At 41.3% G+C, this 19,808-nt stretch carries 12 protein-coding genes, 2 tRNA genes and 3 rRNA genes; 9 read left to right on the top strand and 8 right to left on the bottom strand.

Features of this window, described 5'->3' with window-relative positions:
* Positions 1–68 precede the first annotated feature (68 nt).
* On the top strand, positions 69–404 hold the full coding sequence (locus tag NDN11_RS02580) for a protein tyrosine phosphatase family protein (RefSeq protein ID WP_167251346.1): 336 nt from the start codon (positions 69–71) through the stop codon (positions 402–404).
* A gap of 224 nt (positions 405–628) precedes the next feature.
* Here the strand turns inward: NDN11_RS02580 and NDN11_RS02575 are convergent, their stop codons facing one another.
* From NDN11_RS02575 to NDN11_RS02550, 6 genes are all read right to left on the bottom strand, one after another.
* On the bottom strand, positions 629–4,987 hold the full coding sequence (locus NDN11_RS02575; protein ID WP_251110682.1) for a hypothetical protein: 4,359 nt from the start codon (positions 4,985–4,987) through the stop codon (positions 629–631).
* Positions 4,988–5,241: 254 nt separating this feature from the next.
* Positions 5,242–5,356, bottom strand: a 5S ribosomal RNA gene (gene rrf / locus NDN11_RS02570).
* A gap of 159 nt (positions 5,357–5,515) precedes the next feature.
* A 23S ribosomal RNA gene (locus NDN11_RS02565) occupies positions 5,516–8,406 on the bottom strand.
* A gap of 364 nt (positions 8,407–8,770) precedes the next feature.
* Positions 8,771–8,846, bottom strand: a tRNA-Ala gene (locus NDN11_RS02560).
* A 55-nt stretch (positions 8,847–8,901) separates the two neighbouring features.
* Positions 8,902–8,978: transfer RNA gene (locus NDN11_RS02555), tRNA-Ile, on the bottom strand.
* A gap of 59 nt (positions 8,979–9,037) precedes the next feature.
* Positions 9,038–10,575 (bottom strand): 16S ribosomal RNA (locus NDN11_RS02550).
* The 16S, 23S and 5S rRNA genes sit together here with 2 tRNA genes alongside, the layout of an rRNA operon.
* A gap of 517 nt (positions 10,576–11,092) precedes the next feature.
* Between NDN11_RS02550 and yfiR the strand changes: the two genes are divergently transcribed.
* From yfiR to yfiB, 3 genes are read left to right on the top strand one after another with little or no spacing between them, the layout of a single operon-like run.
* Positions 11,093–11,605, top strand: a complete 513-nt coding sequence (gene yfiR, locus NDN11_RS02545) for a regulatory sequestration protein YfiR (protein WP_502801328.1) — start codon at positions 11,093–11,095, stop codon at positions 11,603–11,605.
* A gap of 5 nt (positions 11,606–11,610) precedes the next feature.
* Positions 11,611–12,834 carry a diguanylate cyclase DgcN/YfiN gene (gene dgcN / locus NDN11_RS02540; RefSeq protein WP_251111474.1) on the top strand — a complete coding sequence of 408 codons (1,224 nt, stop codon included), beginning with the start codon at positions 11,611–11,613 and terminating at the stop codon, positions 12,832–12,834.
* Between the two features lie 8 nt (positions 12,835–12,842).
* On the top strand, positions 12,843–13,322 hold the full coding sequence (gene yfiB, locus NDN11_RS02535) for an outer membrane lipoprotein YfiB (protein ID WP_167248777.1): 480 nt from the start codon (positions 12,843–12,845) through the stop codon (positions 13,320–13,322).
* 48 nt (positions 13,323–13,370) lie between these two features.
* Here the strand turns inward: yfiB and NDN11_RS02530 are convergent, their stop codons facing one another.
* Complete coding sequence (locus tag NDN11_RS02530; protein WP_251110681.1) at positions 13,371–14,381, bottom strand: metallophosphoesterase; 1,011 nt, start codon at positions 14,379–14,381, stop codon at positions 13,371–13,373.
* Between the two features lie 169 nt (positions 14,382–14,550).
* Between NDN11_RS02530 and NDN11_RS02525 the strand changes: the two genes are divergently transcribed.
* Positions 14,551–16,113: a phospholipase D family protein gene (locus NDN11_RS02525; RefSeq protein WP_416224645.1), complete on the top strand. Its 1,563-nt coding sequence runs from the start codon at positions 14,551–14,553 to the stop codon at positions 16,111–16,113.
* On the opposite strand, the gene NDN11_RS02520 is transcribed toward NDN11_RS02525, so the two are convergent.
* Positions 16,106–16,936, bottom strand: a complete 831-nt coding sequence (locus NDN11_RS02520) for a lysophospholipid acyltransferase family protein (RefSeq protein WP_251110680.1) — start codon at positions 16,934–16,936, stop codon at positions 16,106–16,108. The two genes, NDN11_RS02525 and NDN11_RS02520, sit on opposite strands and share 8 nt — an antisense overlap.
* A 190-nt stretch (positions 16,937–17,126) precedes the next feature.
* Between NDN11_RS02520 and NDN11_RS02515 the strand changes: the two genes are divergently transcribed.
* The 4 genes from NDN11_RS02515 to NDN11_RS02500 all read left to right on the top strand — a co-directional run bounded on the left by NDN11_RS02515 (position 17,127) and on the right by NDN11_RS02500 (position 19,776).
* Positions 17,127–17,267 carry a hypothetical protein gene (locus NDN11_RS02515; protein ID WP_004804260.1) on the top strand — a complete coding sequence of 47 codons (141 nt, stop codon included), beginning with the start codon at positions 17,127–17,129 and terminating at the stop codon, positions 17,265–17,267.
* A gap of 74 nt (positions 17,268–17,341) precedes the next feature.
* Positions 17,342–18,685: a ribosome rescue GTPase HflX gene (hflX, locus tag NDN11_RS02510; RefSeq protein WP_251110679.1), complete on the top strand. Its 1,344-nt coding sequence runs from the start codon at positions 17,342–17,344 to the stop codon at positions 18,683–18,685.
* A 48-nt stretch (positions 18,686–18,733) separates the two neighbouring features.
* Positions 18,734–19,096, top strand: coding sequence for a hypothetical protein (locus NDN11_RS02505; protein WP_167248767.1), 363 nt, complete (start codon positions 18,734–18,736; stop codon positions 19,094–19,096).
* A gap of 11 nt (positions 19,097–19,107) precedes the next feature.
* Positions 19,108–19,776, top strand: a complete 669-nt coding sequence (locus NDN11_RS02500; protein WP_167248765.1) for an LrgB family protein — start codon at positions 19,108–19,110, stop codon at positions 19,774–19,776.
* Positions 19,777–19,808 lie beyond the last annotated feature (32 nt).

The raw sequence follows: 19,808 nt of genomic DNA, 5'->3' as shown, positions 1-19,808 counted from the left end.
TAAACTCAAGATCGAGCTTAATGCTATGATAGAGCATAAAATGTTTTGTTTGTTTTTGGAGTGACAAGATGACAGAGAATGTTGGTTTTGCAGGTCAAATCGGCCCTGAGCATATTGAGCAAGTGGTTGAAAAGGGATTTAAATCGATTATTAATAACCGTCCAGATCTGGAAGGTGGTGCTGAACAACCAACCAGTGCCCAAATCGAAGAATCAGCTCGAAATTCAGGTTTAGACTATGTATATCAACCTGTTGTTGCAGGGCAAATCACTGAATTAGACGTCCGTACATTTGCCAATCATTATAATGAACTGCCAAAACCAATTTTAATGTTCTGCCGTACTGGTAACCGCTCGAATAATTTATATCAGATCGCCAAGCAAATGGATTTACTGGACGATTAAATTCATTACATTTCATTACCTGATCAAAATAGTTAAACCATTTCATTTATAAGATGATGGTTCTTTTCACAAGATAAAGAACCATGCACAAACTAGCCATTATTGTTTTATGCCTTATCTCACTTTCAGCGTGTAGTTCTTTTCAAGTTCGTCCAACAGCGACAGTGAGTGTAGGGACTTCTCTATAAAAAAACAGCACCGAGGTGCTGTTTTTTTAACATTCATTACTTACATGAATTAAGAATTCCGTAAGGACTCTTATTATCAATAGAAGGTGTAAATGCCCAATCTGATTTATCAAAGTCAGTAGACACTGTTGGTAACGAAACCGTTCGATAACCATGTATAGGTGTATTCGCCAACGTTGCAGTCGCTCCTACCTGAACAGATAACCATGAAGCATATGCTTTTGGATAGCGTATTTGGAAATCAAACTTACCTTCTTTGTCTGTTGTATAGGTTGCTGTATAAGGGTTTGACTCACTAGCACCGATAAAACGTACAACATTTAAGGTTTCAAGAACATCACTACCATTTCTATCTTTTTCTCCTGTAATCGTGACATTACGATCATCATAAGGAGTTGAAAGATCATCTGTCGTCGGAACTGCACAGACTAAAGGAGGTGTTAATAATGGTGGCAAATGTTGAGTCCAGAATTTTTCTTTGGTAGTCGGATCTTGTATAACTGTCCAAGCACCGCGAGAAAACTCAACTGCTCTCACATCCATGGTGACATTTTGATTTGCTACAGGTCGACCATCTAAATCTGTCACTTGTACCGAAGCATTCCAATTGTAATACACACCTGAATTATCATCGATACCTACCTTATTTGGGTTCATTATTACAGTAATAGAACCTTGTGTTGTAGGGACATCAGCCGCAATGATATCAGCCAAATAGCTCTGGCGTCGTTCCGTCCCATTGCCATCTTTAACTAACGCCTCTACACGTAAGTCATCTGTAATAAACTGGGCTGCACTATAACCTTGGGCACGAAGATTTTCGTCCACCACGACGGTAAATTTTACCCATCCATTTTCATCACTTTCTACCGTAGAAGCACCACGAATATAAGCACCATTTTTTTGGTAATCTGGAATTGTTAATGTCACAGCTTTTCCAGATTGGCTCGAACCATTGATATCAGTAACCAATACGGATACATCAACAGCATCGCCACGTACATGTAATTTATCTTTTGATGCTTTTAGTTTCAGGTCTAGTTGTGGAGCTAATGTGGTTGGTGAATTAACAGATATTTGTGAAACTTGTTGTACTACAGCTCCCTGTTCATTTATATGAGATGCAATCAAAAGAATAGGATCTGTATTGGTACTATTGCCCTGTTTCATATCCAAAGTAAAGACAGCTTCCCCATATTGATTCGTTACAACCTGTGATGCACCTTTAATAGATGTAGCATTTCTTGGATCAACAATACTTAATGTAACCTGCTGATTTGCAACTCCACCCTGATTCACATCTAAAAGTTTCACCGTAGCAAGTGCTGTATCTCCAGCGGTACTCAATGAAATTTTATTACTATCAATAGTTAAATGGTTTGTATTAATAGGTGCTACAACCGTAAAACTTAAAGTCGTTTTTAACTCTTCACCTTTAGGGTTTTTAATTGTACCTATAACTTGTATCCCTGATGTCAACAATGCTTGCTTAGCGGCATCTGACATATTTTTAGGAATGGTGATAGAAATCGGTACTGAGCCATTTGCTGTTGTTAATACTGAATCTGCACTTAATTTTACGCCAGCATTCACAGCTGCTTGGTTTAGAGAGAGGTTAACGGGATAAGTAGTATTTGCACCTAATTCATCTTTTACAGCAACCTGAACTTGATATGTTTGGCCTATTTCTAAATCACTTTTATCTGAAGTTAAACGTAAGTTAACAGAGTCTTTAGGTATAGCAATCTGAATAGTCCCCGTTTGCTGAATACGATCACCATTATTAAGATTAGTTCCAACAACAGCAAAAGTGATGCCATTTTTGATCAGACTTGCATCATACGTACCTTCTGATACCTTAACTGTAAATTCCGCTTCACCTTTACTATTAGTCGTCAATGCAGAATCAGATAAAGATACCCTAGAACTAGTTAAACCACCAAGGGCAATAGCAAGAGGGGTATTTGCAACCACATTTCCAGCACTATCTTGGGCAATCACTTTAACCCGAACATCTCCACCCAATACAGATATAGTTTGAACATTATAAGAAAGTGCCAGTCCAGCTAAACTAGGCAAAATTACTGGGGTACGACTCACATCAATCTTACGTGTCAAGGTATAAGCAGAACCATCTTTACGAACACCGTTTACCGCTACAGTAATTCCATTCGCAATTAGGTTCGTTAATTCGGTTTGACTGTTTGCTTTCACCTTTAAACTGAAAGTGGCTTTACCATTTACTGTTGAAAGAGCAGATGCTGTAGCAAGACTAACCCCATTGCTTAAAGCCGCCTCATTTAAGCCAATTCCAACTTTTTGACCAGTTAGCACTTTTCCATCAGTACCTGTCGCATTAACAACTACATTGATTATTTGTTCAACTCCAGAATTTAAAACAACGTTTCCGGGCATATCAACAGCTAAATAATCTAGATCAATTTCTGTCTGGTCTGTAGGAGCTTTAAAATTCACTGTCGTAGCTTGTTGAGATGCATTTGATGCAGCTTGTGCTGTGATTCGCACCCCATTTGCAACTAGTTGCTTTTGTCTATCAGAGCCATTCGCTTTAAACTCATATACAAAAGTCGCATAACCAGTCTCATCCGTATTTTTAGATGCTTGACCTGTTAAACTTAAACCCAACGCTTGTAAATCTGTACTCGTTAATACTGGAAGAGCGACTGAAATATTCTCTCCTTTCAAAGCACTTCCTTTTACGCCAATTGCCTTTACTTTGACGGTAATTGTTTGATCTTTTGTATAATCAAAAGCATTATTAATCGGATCAATTGCTAAATACCCGATGGCTTCTTCCGATTTTTCCTCATCTGCTACAGCAATTTGAATATTATTTGTTAAATTATTATCTGTTTTAAATGTTGCAGTAATGCCAGCTTTAACTAAAGCAGCGACAGCAGCTTCAGTTTTTGCATTAGTCTTCAAGGTATAAGTAACGTACCCGCCTACTGCCGCACTAAAATCACGTTCAGCACTTCCATCAAATGTTACGCCATTTGAAATAGCATCATTATTCAATGTTAATGATACTTTTCCTTTTGTAGCAGCTTCACCCTTATTATTAATTCCCTTAACAGTGATCGTGACTTGATCATTTTTTGCATTAATCTTATATGAAGATGCAATTTCTAAACGCTGCAAAGCCAATTGATCCGCTGCATTTGAATCTGTCGTAATGACCGTAATCGTATCCTGAGCGAAAACATCTGAACTGTCAGAATAAATCGCTTTAAGATTAATTCCCTGTTGAGATAACGCGATTGGATAATTAGAGTTGGCTTTGATAATAAATGTTGCATAACCATTTGAATCTGTGATCGCTTCTGCTTGATCTAAGCTCACACCATAAGCATCGCTTTTATCAGTAAAAAGTAGTTTTACTTTCTTGTTTGCTAAAGCAACATCACTACTGTTTTTCGCACGAACCTTAACTGTCGTCATACCATTTTGTGCAGTAATCGGTGCATCCGCTTTAATAATTTCAAGTTTTTGTACAATTTGAGAAATATCTTTAAAGGTAATTGCAGCTTTAATCGTTTTTTGAGCTTTAAACTCATCTATCAATTTAAATTCCAAACTTTGAGATGTTGCAACCAATTTCTGGATATCATCTGGAGTTAAATCAGCATTTGCTGCAATCGTAAATGCTGCATTACCATTATTATCTGTTGTAAGCGACGAACCTGATGAAATGAAAAATTTACCCTGCATCTCTGTCGGTAAAACTAAACTCACATTTTGTCCAGCTTTAATTCCACCATTTTGATCAGTAACCTGCGCATTAATTGTCGCTGTACCCTTCGGTAGATTTAAAATAACCCCTTGCTGTACATTTAAATTATAATTACTTTGAACAGTACTGGTTTTAGTAATATTCAGTGTATAAACTTGTTTAATTGAAGTCCCATCAACAGTAGCTGTTAATAATACTTTTCCTGATGCAGCAGAAATAGTAGGAATATTAAGTTCAAATCCAGCTACACCACCATCAGCTGTTTTAACTAATGAAACTTTACTCGTGACACCTAGTTTTTCATTATCAGCTATTGATAAACGAACATCTTTATCAGCTATACCACCTTGATCTTTATTCAAAACCTGAACTGAGAATTTTACAACTGAATTATCATTGGCATTAACAATGGTTTTATCGGAAGCATCTTTTAAATCTAACACCTTAACGCTTTCAGCCACTTTAGAACTATCAGTAGAAGAGTTATTTCCAGAATTGGAACCACCTTCGTTCGTGTTATTACTTCCACTATTTCCATAATAGCCACCCCCACCTCCACCACCACAAGCAACGAGTGCAACGGAGGTAGCTAAAAGTGTAGAGTTAACCCCTAATTTTTTTAAATTAATTAAATATGTCATGGTAGTGTCCATTTTATGTAATAATTCAGCCCTAAATACTCTTACGGCTTTAGCACAAAAATTTACTAGAAATAACATATTTTATCAATCTGCAACTTTCTCTTTATCACCCTATAAAGAGAACTATTTGGCAAAAAATCTATTTTTAAATTATAAATTTTATTTAATGCCTAATTCAGTTTTTATTTTTCTCATTTTCTTTCACACAATAAAAAACACCCCCAACCGTTAGGTTGGGGGTGTTTAGATTTAAAAGCTGGCGATGACTTACTCTCACATGGCAAGTGCCACACTACCATCAGCGCTAAGAGGTTTCACTTCTGAGTTCGGGAAGGGATCAGGTGGTTCACTCTTGCTATTGTCGCCAGCAAACTGTTTTGGTTTTGGGTGGTCTTACGTTTTTTGCCACTTAGTACCGAAAGAGTTATTAACGGATTAGTTAATTGAGTCGGTATTGTAACTAGATTTCACACTAAATCAAGTTATGTATTGAATTTATCTTGAATACAACAACTGTTTGGGTGTTGTATAGTCAAGCCTCACGAGCAATTAGTATTGGTCAGCTTCACACGTCACCGTGCTTCCACACCCAACCTATCAACGTCCTAGTCTCGAACGGCTCTTTAGAGGAATAAATTCCTAGGGAAATCTTATCTTGAGGTAGGCTTCCCGCTTAGATGCTTTCAGCGGTTATCCCTTCCGAACATAGCTACCCGGCGATGCGACTGGCGTCACAACCGGTACACCAGAGGTTCGTCCACTCTGGTCCTCTCGTACTAGGAGCAGATCCTCTCAAATTTCCAGCGCCCACGGTAGATAGGGACCGAACTGTCTCACGACGTTCTAAACCCAGCTCGCGTACCTCTTTAAATGGCGAACAGCCATACCCTTGGGACCTGCTTCAGCCCCAGGATGAGATGAGCCGACATCGAGGTGCCAAACACCGCCGTCGATATGAACTCTTGGGCGGTATCAGCCTGTTATCCCCAGAGTACCTTTTATCCGTTGAGCGATGGCCCTTCCATACAGAACCACCGGATCACTAAGACCTACTTTCGTACCTGCTCGACTTGTGGGTCTCGCAGTTAAGCGCGCTTTTGCCTTTATACTCTACGCGTGATTTCCGACCACGCTGAGCGCACCTTCGTACTCCTCCGTTACTCTTTAGGAGGAGACCGCCCCAGTCAAACTACCCACCAGACATGGTCCTCGCCCCGGATTACGGGGCAGAGTTAGAACCTCAACATTACCAGGGTGGTATTTCAAGGACGGCTCCATTGGAACTAGCGTTCCAACTTCAAAGCCTCCCACCTATCCTACACAAGTAAGGTCAAAGTTCAATGTCAAGCTGCAGTAAAGGTTCACGGGGTCTTTCCGTCTAGCCGCGGGTACACTGCATCTTCACAGCGATTTCGATTTCACTGAGCCTCTGCTGGAGACAGCGCCGCCATCATTATGCCATTCGTGCAGGTCGGAACTTACCCGACAAGGAATTTCGCTACCTTAGGACCGTTATAGTTACGGCCGCCGTTTACTGGGGCTTCGATCAAGAGCTTCGCTTACGCTAACCCCATCAATTAACCTTCCAGCACCGGGCAGGCATCACACCCTATACGTCCACTTTCGTGTTTGCAGAGTGCTATGTTTTTAATAAACAGTTGCAGCGGCCTGGTTTCTGTGGCTGCCAATAGCTCAGGGAGCAAGTCCCATCACCGTCAGCAGCGTACCTTCTCCCGAAGTTACGGTACCATTTTGCCTAGTTCCTTCAGCAGAGTTCTCTCAAGCGCTTTGGTCTACTCGACCTGACCACCTGTGTCGGTTTCGGGTACGATTCCTGTGTAACTGAAGCTTAGAGACTTTTCCTGGAAGCATGGTATCAGCCACTTCACTGTACAAGTACAGCTTGCTATCAGTTCTCAGCATAGAGTACCCCGGATTTGCCTAAGATACATGCCTACAACCTTCCACCTGGACAACCAACGCCAGGCTGACTTAACCTTCTCCGTCCTCTCATCGCATTACACAGAAGTATTGGAATATTAACCAATTTCCCATCGACTACGCCTCTCGGCCTCGCCTTAGGGGTCGACTCACCCAGCCCCGATTAACGTTGGACTGGAACCCTTGGTCTTTCAGCGAACGGGTTTTTCACCCGTTTTGTCGTTACTCACGTCAGCATTCGCACTTCTGATACCTCCAGCATACTTCTCAATACACCTTCATCGGCTTACAGAACGCTCCCCTACCACTTGACTAATGTCAAATCCGCAGCTTCGGCACATAGTTTTAGCCCCGTTACATCTTCCGCGCAGGCCGACTCGACTAGTGAGCTATTACGCTTTCTTTAAAGGGTGGCTGCTTCTAAGCCAACCTCCTAGCTGTCTATGCCTTCCCACATCGTTTCCCACTTAACTATGATTTTGGGGCCTTAGCTGGCGGTCTGGATTGTTTTCCTCTTGACTACGGACGTTAGCACCCGCAGTCTGTCTCCCGGATAGTACTCATTGGTATTCGGAGTTTGCATCGGTTTGGTAAGTCGGGATGACCCCCTAGCCGAAACAGTGCTCTACCCCCAATGGTATTCGTCCGAGGCGCTACCTAAATAGCTTTCGGGGAGAACCAGCTATCACCAGGCTTGATTAGCCTTTCACCCCTATCCACAAGTCATCCCCTGGCTTTTCAACGACAGTGGGTTCGGTCCTCCAGTTAGTGTTACCCAACCTTCAACCTGCTCATGGATAGATCGCCTGGTTTCGGGTCTATACCCAGCAACTAAACGCCCTATTAAGACTCGATTTCTCTACGGCTCCCCTATGCGGTTAACCTTGCTACTGAATATAAGTCGCTGACCCATTATACAAAAGGTACGCAGTCACCGAACAAGTCGGCTCCCACTGCTTGTATGCATGCGGTTTCAGGATCTATTTCACTCCCCTCACAGGGGTTCTTTTCGCCTTTCCCTCACGGTACTGGTTCACTATCGGTCAGTCAGGAGTATTTAGCCTTGGAGGATGGTCCCCCCATATTCAGACAAGGTTTCACGTGCCTCGCCCTACTCGTCATCATTGTGTGTGCCCTTTCGTGTACGGGAATATCACCCTCTACGTTCGCACTTCCCAGAGCGTTCCACTAGAACACACACAACTTAATGGGCTGCTCCCCGTTCGCTCGCCGCTACTAAGGGAATCTCAATTGATTTCTTTTCCTAAGGGTACTGAGATGTTTCACTTCCCCTCGTTCGCTTCATAAGCCTATGTATTCAGCTTATGATACCCGCCTTATAGCGGGTGGGTTCCCCCATTCAGAAATCTCCGGATCAAAGGATATTTGCCGCCTCCCCGGAGCTTTTCGCAGGCTATCACGTCTTTCATCGCCTCTGACTGCCAAGGCATCCACCACATGCACTTAATTACTTGACTATACAACCCCAAACAGTCGTTAACACATACAAGTGAGTGTTATCGTTGCAAACTTAATTGCTACTGGTTTGTTGTCTGTGAACTTAATCACCATACAGCTTCAATCTAAATTCATATACCAAAACGCTTGATTCAGTGTTTTTGCTAGTTCTCAATTTCATTCTTTCGAATGAATTGAGTGAACAATTTATTTCAGACTCAATTTTCTAATCTGTTAATGATTAACTACCACCTCGTCGGTGAGTAGTAAACTGTGATAAATCACAGAAGTTAATAAACTAAGATCTTTCGATCTTCTTATTTATTAATTTCTATAAGCTATCTTGGAATTTAACTTTCGTTTTCTACATTACTTCGTAATGTATGGTGGAGACTAGGAGAGTCGAACTCCTGACCTCCTGCGTGCAAAGCAGGCGCTCTACCAACTAAGCTAAGTCCCCAGCTTATCATTTAATGAACGACATATCTTTCAATCTAAGCTACTGCAATCAGATTTGGTGGGTCTGACAAGACTTGAACTTGTGACCCCACGCTTATCAAGCGTGTGCTCTAACCAACTGAGCTACAGACCCTCAGATACATCTTCGAAGAACAACTTGTTGTGGATTCTTACCGATCGTCAATCTTTCGTTAAGGAGGTGATCCAGCCGCAGGTTCCCCTACGGCTACCTTGTTACGACTTCACCCCAGTCATCGGCCACACCGTGGTAAGCGTCCTCCTTGCGGTTAGACTACCTACTTCTGGTGCAACAAACTCCCATGGTGTGACGGGCGGTGTGTACAAGGCCCGGGAACGTATTCACCGCGGCATTCTGATCCGCGATTACTAGCGATTCCGACTTCATGGAGTCGAGTTGCAGACTCCAATCCGGACTACGATCGGCTTTTTGAGATTAGCATCCTATCGCTAGGTAGCAACCCTTTGTACCGACCATTGTAGCACGTGTGTAGCCCTGGTCGTAAGGGCCATGATGACTTGACGTCGTCCCCGCCTTCCTCCAGTTTGTCACTGGCAGTATCCTTAAAGTTCCCGGCTTAACCCGCTGGCAAATAAGGAAAAGGGTTGCGCTCGTTGCGGGACTTAACCCAACATCTCACGACACGAGCTGACGACAGCCATGCAGCACCTGTATGTAAGTTCCCGAAGGCACCAATCCATCTCTGGAAAGTTCTTACTATGTCAAGACCAGGTAAGGTTCTTCGCGTTGCATCGAATTAAACCACATGCTCCACCGCTTGTGCGGGCCCCCGTCAATTCATTTGAGTTTTAGTCTTGCGACCGTACTCCCCAGGCGGTCTACTTATCGCGTTAGCTGCGCCACTAAAGCCTCAAAGGCCCCAACGGCTAGTAGACATCGTTTACGGCATGGACTACCAGGGTATCTAATCCTGTTTGCTCCCCATGCTTTCGTACCTCAGCGTCAGTATTAGGCCAGATGGCTGCCTTCGCCATCGGTATTCCTCCAGATCTCTACGCATTTCACCGCTACACCTGGAATTCTACCATCCTCTCCCATACTCTAGCTTCCCAGTATCGAATGCAATTCCCAAGTTAAGCTCGGGGATTTCACATCCGACTTAAAAAGCCGCCTACGCACGCTTTACGCCCAGTAAATCCGATTAACGCTCGCACCCTCTGTATTACCGCGGCTGCTGGCACAGAGTTAGCCGGTGCTTATTCTGCGAGTAACGTCCACTCATCCTAGGTATTAACTAGAAGAGCCTCCTCCTCGCTTAAAGTGCTTTACAACCAAAAGGCCTTCTTCACACACGCGGCATGGCTGGATCAGGCTTCCGCCCATTGTCCAATATTCCCCACTGCTGCCTCCCGTAGGAGTCTGGGCCGTGTCTCAGTCCCAGTGTGGCGGATCATCCTCTCAGACCCGCTACAGATCGTCGCCTTGGTAGGCCTTTACCCCACCAACTAGCTAATCCGACTTAGGCTCATCATTTAGCGCAAGGTCCGAAGATCCCCTGCTTTCTCCCGTAGGACGTATGCGGTATTAGCATTCCTTTCGGAATGTTGTCCCCCACTAAATGGCAGATTCCTAAGCATTACTCACCCGTCCGCCGCTAGGTTAGGTAGCAAGCTACCCTTCCCCGCTCGACTTGCATGTGTTAAGCCTGCCGCCAGCGTTCAATCTGAGCCATGATCAAACTCTTCAGTTTAAAATCATTAGTAGCTTATGGCTACAAATCTTGGCTCATCAATTTTCTGACTAAAAATTCGCTCAAATAAACTTCGAGAAATTTCTACCATTCAATCAATGAAATATTTTCGATCGATCAATCAGTAAAAATCCACACAAGTTGTTCTTCTATTCTCTTAATGATCTTCTCGATGATTCGTCATCATCAAGCTAGGTCGGCTATATTACTCTAAATTTCTTCAAAGTCAACAGGTAATTTAGATATTTAGCAAACTTATTAATCAAACCAAGAATCTAACCTCTCTAGCCAAATCCTTGTTTCTCAACAAGTTTTTATCTGCATCACCGCCGATGGATGTGCATTCTACAGCATTTCAGGGCAGACACAACCCCCTTTTCAATCTTTTTTATTCGAATGCGTGTTTTTTGAACGCAACAGTTACTTTTAATGCCTTTTCTTTGTAGTTAAGAACTTTTTTTAAACAATTAAGTCCAGTAGAATATGTCTCTTGCTTCACATTTTTTGGCACTTTTGATTGAAAATACGGTTTGATAGTAAAAAAGCGCGTTCTATATTGCTTGCTGCATTATTTGCTGCGAGCCCGCTTTGCTATGCTATTTCAACTCATAACTTCTATGAGTTGGCTTTATCTATATTAAGTTACAGCAAATGGTCGAATACAAGTCGCCCAACTATTTGCGTGATCGACAATCAGGATGCTGCTAGTCAGTTTCAAGCTAACATTCGACAATTATCTTATGAGTATCAAGTTCAGGCAGTCAGTGCCAAAGATTTTTCAAAAACAGAATGTCATGTTGCCTACTTCACAACAACATCACCTCAGCAACAACAAAACTTGATTCAGGCTTACCCGTCTAAATCATTGCTTTCATTGAGTACCAACAATCCTGCTTGTGAGATTGGCAGTATTTTCTGCTTATATAATAAGAGGACCTTTTCTACGTTTAAGGTAAATTTGGATGCGTTAAGTTATTCCAAAGTACATATTGATCCTCGTGTTTTACTTTTAGCAAAGAATGCAGGGTGAACATGATGATTTCTAATTTATATCAATCAACGTCCTTGCACGCATTATTCCGCAAATCTCAGTTTGCAATCTTTGCCATTACTTTCGTAATTTGTTCTTTTACATTCGCCACAATTTCTATGTTCACCATGGAAACTTATGCGAAACAGAATTTACAACTTTTAAGTCAAACTGTTTTGGAGCGTGTTCAGCCTGCTGTCGTGTTTAAAGATAAAGGTGCGATTGATCAGATTCTGGATGACTATACCAGCGAGCATGCGATTCGCAGTATTCATGTTTATGATCCTCAACAGCAATTATTAGCTGAAAGTACTAAAAAGGTTGCACATACCTCTATCATGCAAGATTTAATGGATCGATGGTTTTTACATGATCCAATTAAATTGATGGTCGTACATCATAAGAAAAAAGTTGGCGAACTCGTATTGTATGGTAGCTCTGAGAATATCTTACATTTTTTAAAGACCATTATTATTGGTCTTGCGATTTCAATGTTCTTCATTGTGATTGCTTTATTGTGGTCGGTAAATATTACCTATCGCCAAATTATGCAAGCAATCAAACCACTTACCCATATTGCACAATTGGTCAGTGATCAAAAGGCCTATAATCTTCGTTTTCCAAATAACCATATTCATGAATTTCAAAATTTAAATACAGTATTTAATGAACTGTTAGAAGAAATTCAAATTTGGCACACCCATTTGCAAAAAGAAAATCGTCAACTTTCATTCCAAGCCCATCATGATCAACTGACGAGCTTGCCAAATCGTCATTATTTTTATCAAGAGTTATTTAATATTTTTGAAAACCCGCAATATCGTCACAACTCTGCCTTATTATTTATCGACAATAATAAGTTTAAAGTGATTAATGATGAGTATGGGCATTTAGCTGGGGATGCGGTTTTAAAAGAAATGGCATCTCGTTTAAGACTATCGGTTCGCCATGAGGATTTCATTGCTCGTTTAGGCGGTGACGAGTTTGCCATCATTTTACACTCTATCCATCATACTGACCATTTAACAACAATCGCTGAAGGTGTTCTCGCAAGTTGTGAACAGCCTTTAGCGTTTAACGGACAAATGATTCATTTCGGTTTTAGCTTAGGGGTTGCTTTTTCTCAGTTTGCAGAAAATCCAGAGGATTTAATCATGCAAGCCGATCAAGCCATGTATAAAGCTAAAAATTTAAACCCACATTGGTTTCTTTATAAACCAGAAATTTAGGACATGTTATGCGCACTCACACCATTAAAATTTCATTTATTGCGTTGCTCTGCCTAACATTGGCTGGCTGCTTGAGTTTTGGCCCATTGAAATATCGTCAGGTCAAAATGCTGAAGAAAGAAGGTTTCGTTCTGACAGATGAAGGTTGGTCATTGGGTCTACCTGAACGTTTATTATTTGATTTTAATAAGGCAGAAATCAAACCTGAACATCAAAAAGAAATTGTTCGCCTGGCAACTCAACTAAATAAATATGATTTACAGAAATTAAAAATTGTGGGGCATACCGATGATATTGGTAATCCAGAATACAACCAAAAACTTTCTGAAGAGCGTGCTCAAAGCGTTTCAACAATTTTTGTCGCTCAAGGCTTTAAGCCAAATAACTTAACTGTAGTGGGTCGTGGTTCAAGCCAACCTTTTGTAGCCAATACATCAGATGAAAACCGCGCCAGCAACCGTCGAGTGAATGTCATCATTATCCCATAAATGCTCATCGCGATAAAAAACCGACTTTAATTGAGTCGGTTTTTTTATTTAAATCAGTTCAATGATATCGATCGTTGGTGGAACCCGAAATCTAAATGGTACACCAACCATTCCCGTTCCAACCGTGACAAAAACATCGGCATATTCATGGCTATAGAAACCTTTCTTGTGTCCCAAAATTGAAACACGTTTCATAATATAACTGGTGATCCACGGTAGTTCGATCTGCCCACCATGTGTATGCCCCGACAGCATTAATGGGCGTGTTGGTAGTTCTGGCACCATATCTACAGTATCGGGATTATGTGACAGAATCAGCCAAGGTTTATCTTGAGGTAAATCGGGCATAAAGCGCATATTGGCCTTACCCGCCCATAAATCACCAATCCCAATCAAACGAAATTCATCAAAATCGACAATCTTACCTTCAATATCAACCACATTATTCTGTTCAAGTGCCCGACCTAACAGCGCTTGAATCGGAGGACCAGGATATTGTTCATCATGGTTGCCAGGAACCGAATAAACGGGTGCCTGAATTTGCTTTAAAACCTCGAGCTCTTGTACCAAGCGATTTTCAGGTTCGTAGGTCCAATCACCTGCTACAACCACAAAATCAGGCTGCTCCTGATTCAGCTTTTTCACAATACTTTTCAATTGGCGCTCATGCCCTGAAAATAACCCCACATGCATATCTGCAACTAAAGCGACTTTAATCGGTCGTGTAAATTCACGTTCTGAATTGAGTCGATACTGGTGGTGTTTAACATGAATTTGATGGGGTTCAATAAAACGAGCATAGACCAACACGCTGCTCAGTAAAAAAATAAAGCCCGCTTGATGTAAGCTGTAATATCCAACCCAACCGGCATATAGACTAAAAAAACAGAGTGGAAGCAATAAATAAGAAAGATAAAAAGCCAGCAAATGTACGAAAGCTTTAAAAGGATGGATCGTTTCTGTACGAGCTTGGTGAATCCAAGCCTGAATTAATGCCCAAAACGCCAGAATGGCAAAAATAAGGTAAAAACCAATAATAATAGTATCTGAATTCGACATTACAGCCCTCATTAATTTCACTTTAGGGACATACATTTCATCTTATATTTATCTTTTTCGATGAAATGGTATACTCGAGCCCAACTTTTAATCAGTAACGATTATGACGCAATTTTCTCATTTAAATAGCAAACATACAAAGATAAGTACAACCGCTTACAATAAAAGTATGATTGCGATTTATTGCTCAATTGCATTGACCGTTACTGGTTGTAGTACCCTGCCTAAACATAAAATCGAACCTGTCATTCAAACAACAACACAAATTGACACCTCACAGACATCTTTAGCACAAGTTATTCGCCCCCTACAAGAACAGCACCCCGAGCTCACGGGTTATCACGTTTTATATGAACCTTTAGAAGCACTTGCAGCTCGGCTTCGTTTAATTGATAAAGCAGAAAAAACATTAGATTTACAATATTATATTTGGGATAACGACAAAGTTGGTGCCTTGGCCTTACACGCACTCATCCGAGCTGCAGATCGTGGAGTCCGGGTTCGATTATTAATTGATGATAATAATGCCAAGCATACGGAAGGCATTTTTTTAGCTTTAGCACAACATCCCAATATTGAAGTGAAATTATTTAATCCATACCGTTTCCGCAAATATCGTGCGCTGGATATGGTTCTGGACTTAAAACGCATCAATCGTCGCATGCACAATAAGAGCTTTATTGCCGACCATCAGGTGGCTTTAATTGGTGGTCGAAATATGACCAATCAATATTACAATGTCAGTGATACTTATCAATTCTCTGATGTGGATGTGATGCTATTCGGCACGGCTGTAAATGATATTTCCAAATCATTTGATGATTACTGGAATCATGAATATGCCTACGATGTACGAGAAGTGGTGAAACAAAGTGCCCACCGTTTAAGCTATGAGAGTCTTAAAGAGCAACTGGATGCGCACTATAAAAGGATCACTGTACAAAACTATTTAGATTTAACTAGTCACTCCCAAGCTGTCGATTCACTCATGAATCGGGATATTTCACTCGACTGGGTCAAAGCTGAAGTGGTCAAGGACTCACCAGATAAAATTAAATCTAAAGCTAAAAAAGAAGAACATCTTAACTTCCAGCTGATTAATCATTTAGAACAGCCTGAAAAGAATATCGATTTAATTTCTGCTTATTTTGTTCCAGAAAAGAAAGGCACCAAAATTTTAAGTGATTTAGCACAAGATGGGATCGAAGTCCGAGTATTGACCAATTCATTTAAAGCCAATGACGTTGCAGTCGTGCATGCATTTTATGGTAAATACCGCCAAGAACTGCTGGAAAATGGCGTACAACTATATGAGTTTTTACCTGCTTTAGACAAAAGTGATCTAGATAAGCATACAGAAGAACTCGCGAAAAAAGCCAAGGTCAATATCAAGGGTTTAAGTCGTTCGAGTCTTCATGCCAAACTCATGGCGCTCGATGAAAAACAAGTCTTTATTGGTTCTTTTAATTTTGATCCACGTTCAGCTTATTTGAACACCGAGATTGGTGTATTACTCAATAGTCCACCATTGGCGCAAGCAGTACATGCTACGATGGATCAGAACCTGAAGACTTATGCCTATCGCTTGGTTTTGGATGCCAATAAAAAAATTACTTGGCAACGTGAAACACCACAAGGTCCTTTAATCTACACCAAAGAACCCAAGATGAAATGGTGGCAAAGAGCAGGCATGAAAGTAATTTCATGGCTGCCAATTGAAGGATTTATGTAGTTGCTATGCCTTCTGGCAATACAGACAGTACTTTTCTTTGTAAGCGCTCTAGACCTGCTCGCATTTGACGATCTACTTCCTTAGTCAGGCTCTCAACCGTATGACCTTCCACAGGAATTGCAGGCAAAGTCATTAAATGGGCGGTAACTTGAGGCATTTCCAAAACGCGTTGCACATGTTCTGCAAAAGACATCTCACCAATAAACGGCGCCACCAAATCCAACTCTCCTTGTTGGTTGACATAGCAAATTACACAAATTTGTACAGGGCGTTGTGCTTCAATTGCAGCACCTAATAAGCGACCATGTACTTTTTTGACTTTACTACCATCAGTTGTAGTTGCTTCAGGAAAGAACAATACAGGAATATCTTGTTTTAAAAATTCAGTAATTTGCTCACGAATCCGAATAGAATCCCCCGAGCCACGCTTAATAAATAAAGTGCCACCACCCTTTGCCAAATTGCCTAGAATAGGCCATTTTTCAACTTCGGCTTTGGCCAAGAAAAAGATGCGCGCGCCTGAGCCCAACACAGCCACATCTAACCAAGAAATATGGTTACTTACCCATAAGGCTGGTTCACGTGGAATGGTGCCATGAACTTGGACTTCAATATTAAAGACTTCACACAAACGACGGCAGAAATACTGTACATAACGGGTATTTACTGGATTATTTGGATCTTTATATAAACCATGACGGTAAATGAGATAGAAACCCTCACCTATCGTCTCCAGACCTGAGGCTAATTTTTTACTGTATAAACTAAATTTCGAAAACAAACTTAAAGGTGTGTTATTTACTGTTGTTGCTTGTTGAGTCATAAATTCTTAAAACCGTACGCATGTATGCACGTGTGCATTGGATTAGTCTTGTTATATCATGCCGATATCAGCTTGTAGAAGTTTCCTTAATAACAAAAAACGAATGAGAGCATAAATTTTTTCAATTTTAAAAGCTTTATTAGATCAAATATTATAAATAAATCGATTTTACAGATTAAAAGGTGATGTGATGAACCAGCAAAGCACGACATCTGAGCCACAAACCACCATCCCTTATGGTTATGCTTTAAGAATGTTTCTAGGGTGGTCAATTTTGTATATGGGTACATTAGTTGGATTCATTGAACTTTTACGTCGTAATGTCATATAAATCCACTAAGTCTTTGCCCTTTGCTTGAAGTTTATTCTAGAATAAGATTTTAAAAATAAGGATTTCAGAGCAGCGTGGAAAATTTTGAGCAGCGTCAAAGTGGTGAACGAGCAATTTTAGTCAGTGTATCCGTTCAACTTCTCGATGATCTTGACGCTGAAGAGTTTCAATTACTCGCCCAATCCGCAGGTGCTGAAATCCTTGAACACCTATCAGTACAACGTAACAAACCTGATCCTAAGTTTTTCATCGGTTCGGGTAAAGTGGATGAGATTGCAGAACTGGTCCAAAGTCTTGAAGCCGAATTGGTGATTTTCGACCATTCGCTCTCACCTGCACAAGAACGTAATCTAGAACGAATTCTCAAATGTCGCGTGATTGACCGCACTGGTTTAATCCTAGATATTTTCGCCTTACGTGCTAGAACTCATGAGGGTAAATTACAGGTTGAATTGGCTCAGCTCAAACATTTATCTACGCGTTTAATTCGTGGTTTTACAGGTAATCTAGAACAACAAAAAGGCGGTATAGGACTACGTGGTCCTGGTGAATCACAACTGGAAACTGATCGCCGTTTAATCCGAGTCAGAATTACTCAACTCAAAGACAAACTGGTTAAAGTACAACAGACTCGATTGCAAGGTCGTGCTGCACGTCAAAAAGCTGCCATTCCGACCATCTCTTTAGTGGGTTATACCAATGCAGGCAAATCGACTTTATTTAATCTCCTAGCCAAAAGTGATGTTTATGCTGCCGATCAACTGTTTGCGACCCTCGACCCAACCCTGCGCCGTTTAGAATGGGATGGTGTAGGCACGGTCGTACTGGCAGATACTGTAGGCTTCGTTCGTAACCTACAACATGATCTGGTCGAGTCGTTCAAAGCCACCTTGGAAGAAACATTAGAAGCAACCTTGCTACTACACGTCATTGATAGTAGCAGTCCAAATATGCCTGAACAGATTGAAGCGGTAGAGTCGGTCCTCAAAGAAATCGGTGCTGATGCCCCTATTTTGCATGTCTACAATAAAATTGATCTCAGTGGTGATGCCGCCAAAATCATTTATAAAACTGCTGACGCCCCTGATCGGGTCTATGTCTCTGCGCATTCGGGGCAAGGACTTGAATTACTCAGCCAAGCAGTTCAACAATGTCTGATGGGACAATTACAACAGTTTGACCTCGTGTTAAAACCAGCTTACGGTAAACTGCGTACACAACTTTACACCCTAAATGTGATTCAATCTGAACATTATGATGAGCAAGGTGATCTACATATATCAGTATGCATTGCCCCACAGAAACTGGAACAAATCATTAAACAGGCTCATTTACCATTAGACGAAATTCTTGGAAAAAAAGCTTCCTTCTTTCAACGGCCTTTGGAAGAATTTGAGATCAATCATCCAATACCTTAATTGCAATTGCGATCAGCCATCGTTCGAATAGACGAGAGTAAAAAGAAAATGAAAAATATTGATTGGACAGCTTGGTTTGGCACGATTTTATTAATCATTGTCTATCGTGAAGGGGCTGTCGCGATCACACAAGCTTTTGGTCATCCTGAATTGGGGAATCTGGTCGGACTGATTAGCTTATTAGCAACATTGTTGATCTGGAGACGCTTTAGAAAAATCTCCAATCGCCTGATTGATACCAACAACAAAATCTTAAAAGAAAGTGCATTTGCTTTTCTACCTATCTGTGCAGGTTCATTAATTATGCTGGTACATATGGGCAAAGAAATCCCTGCATTTTTATTCATCTTAACGTTTAGCACATTATTGCCATTATGGATTTATGCCAAAATGGCGAAGCGTTGGTTATAAGGAGCTGATCTATGTCGATGGTTATCTATGGCTTCATCATTACGTTTATCAGTTACCTTATAGCCAAACCGCTCAATCAAAAAATGCCTCAAATTCCCCTAATTGTATTCGGCATGTTTATTGTCATTGCATTCTTGGCACTATTCGGTATCCCGTATCAACAGTATATGGATAACGTGAACGGTGTATTCAATCACCTACTCGGCTACGTCACTGTTGCCTTAGCCATCCCTTTAGCTGCAATGCGTTACGATGACCTTCCGCTAAAATCGATGATAGGGATTTTATGCTTTGCCAGTATCAGTGCTGTTGCCCTACCGATGGGACTGGCGTATTTACTGCACATGTCTGAGCCAACGATTATGGCCTTTGCAACCCGTGCTGTAACCACCCCAATTGCCTTGAACATCGCCACCCTACTACATGCCCCTTTGATGATGGTAACCTTGATTGTTATTTTATCAGGCGTGATTGGTGCTGCATTCTCCCCTTGGATTTTAAAACATATCCATGATGAGCGTGCTTCTGGTCTGGCGCTAGGTTTAGCTGCGCATGCAATTGGTACAGCTCAGGCATGGCAACGTGGTCCTGTCACAGGCCGTTATGCCGCCTTTGGTATGGCGGTAAATGGCGTATTTACAGCCATTTGGCTCCCGACCTTTATTCTATCTTTATCTTAAAATTTGCCGCAGATATCACATAAAGATTGAAC

Origin of the sequence: Acinetobacter sp. C26M (assembly GCF_023702675.1) — a bacterium.
Lineage (GTDB): Bacteria > Pseudomonadota > Gammaproteobacteria > Pseudomonadales > Moraxellaceae > Acinetobacter.
This window is presented reverse-complemented; position numbering and strand designations above follow the sequence as displayed.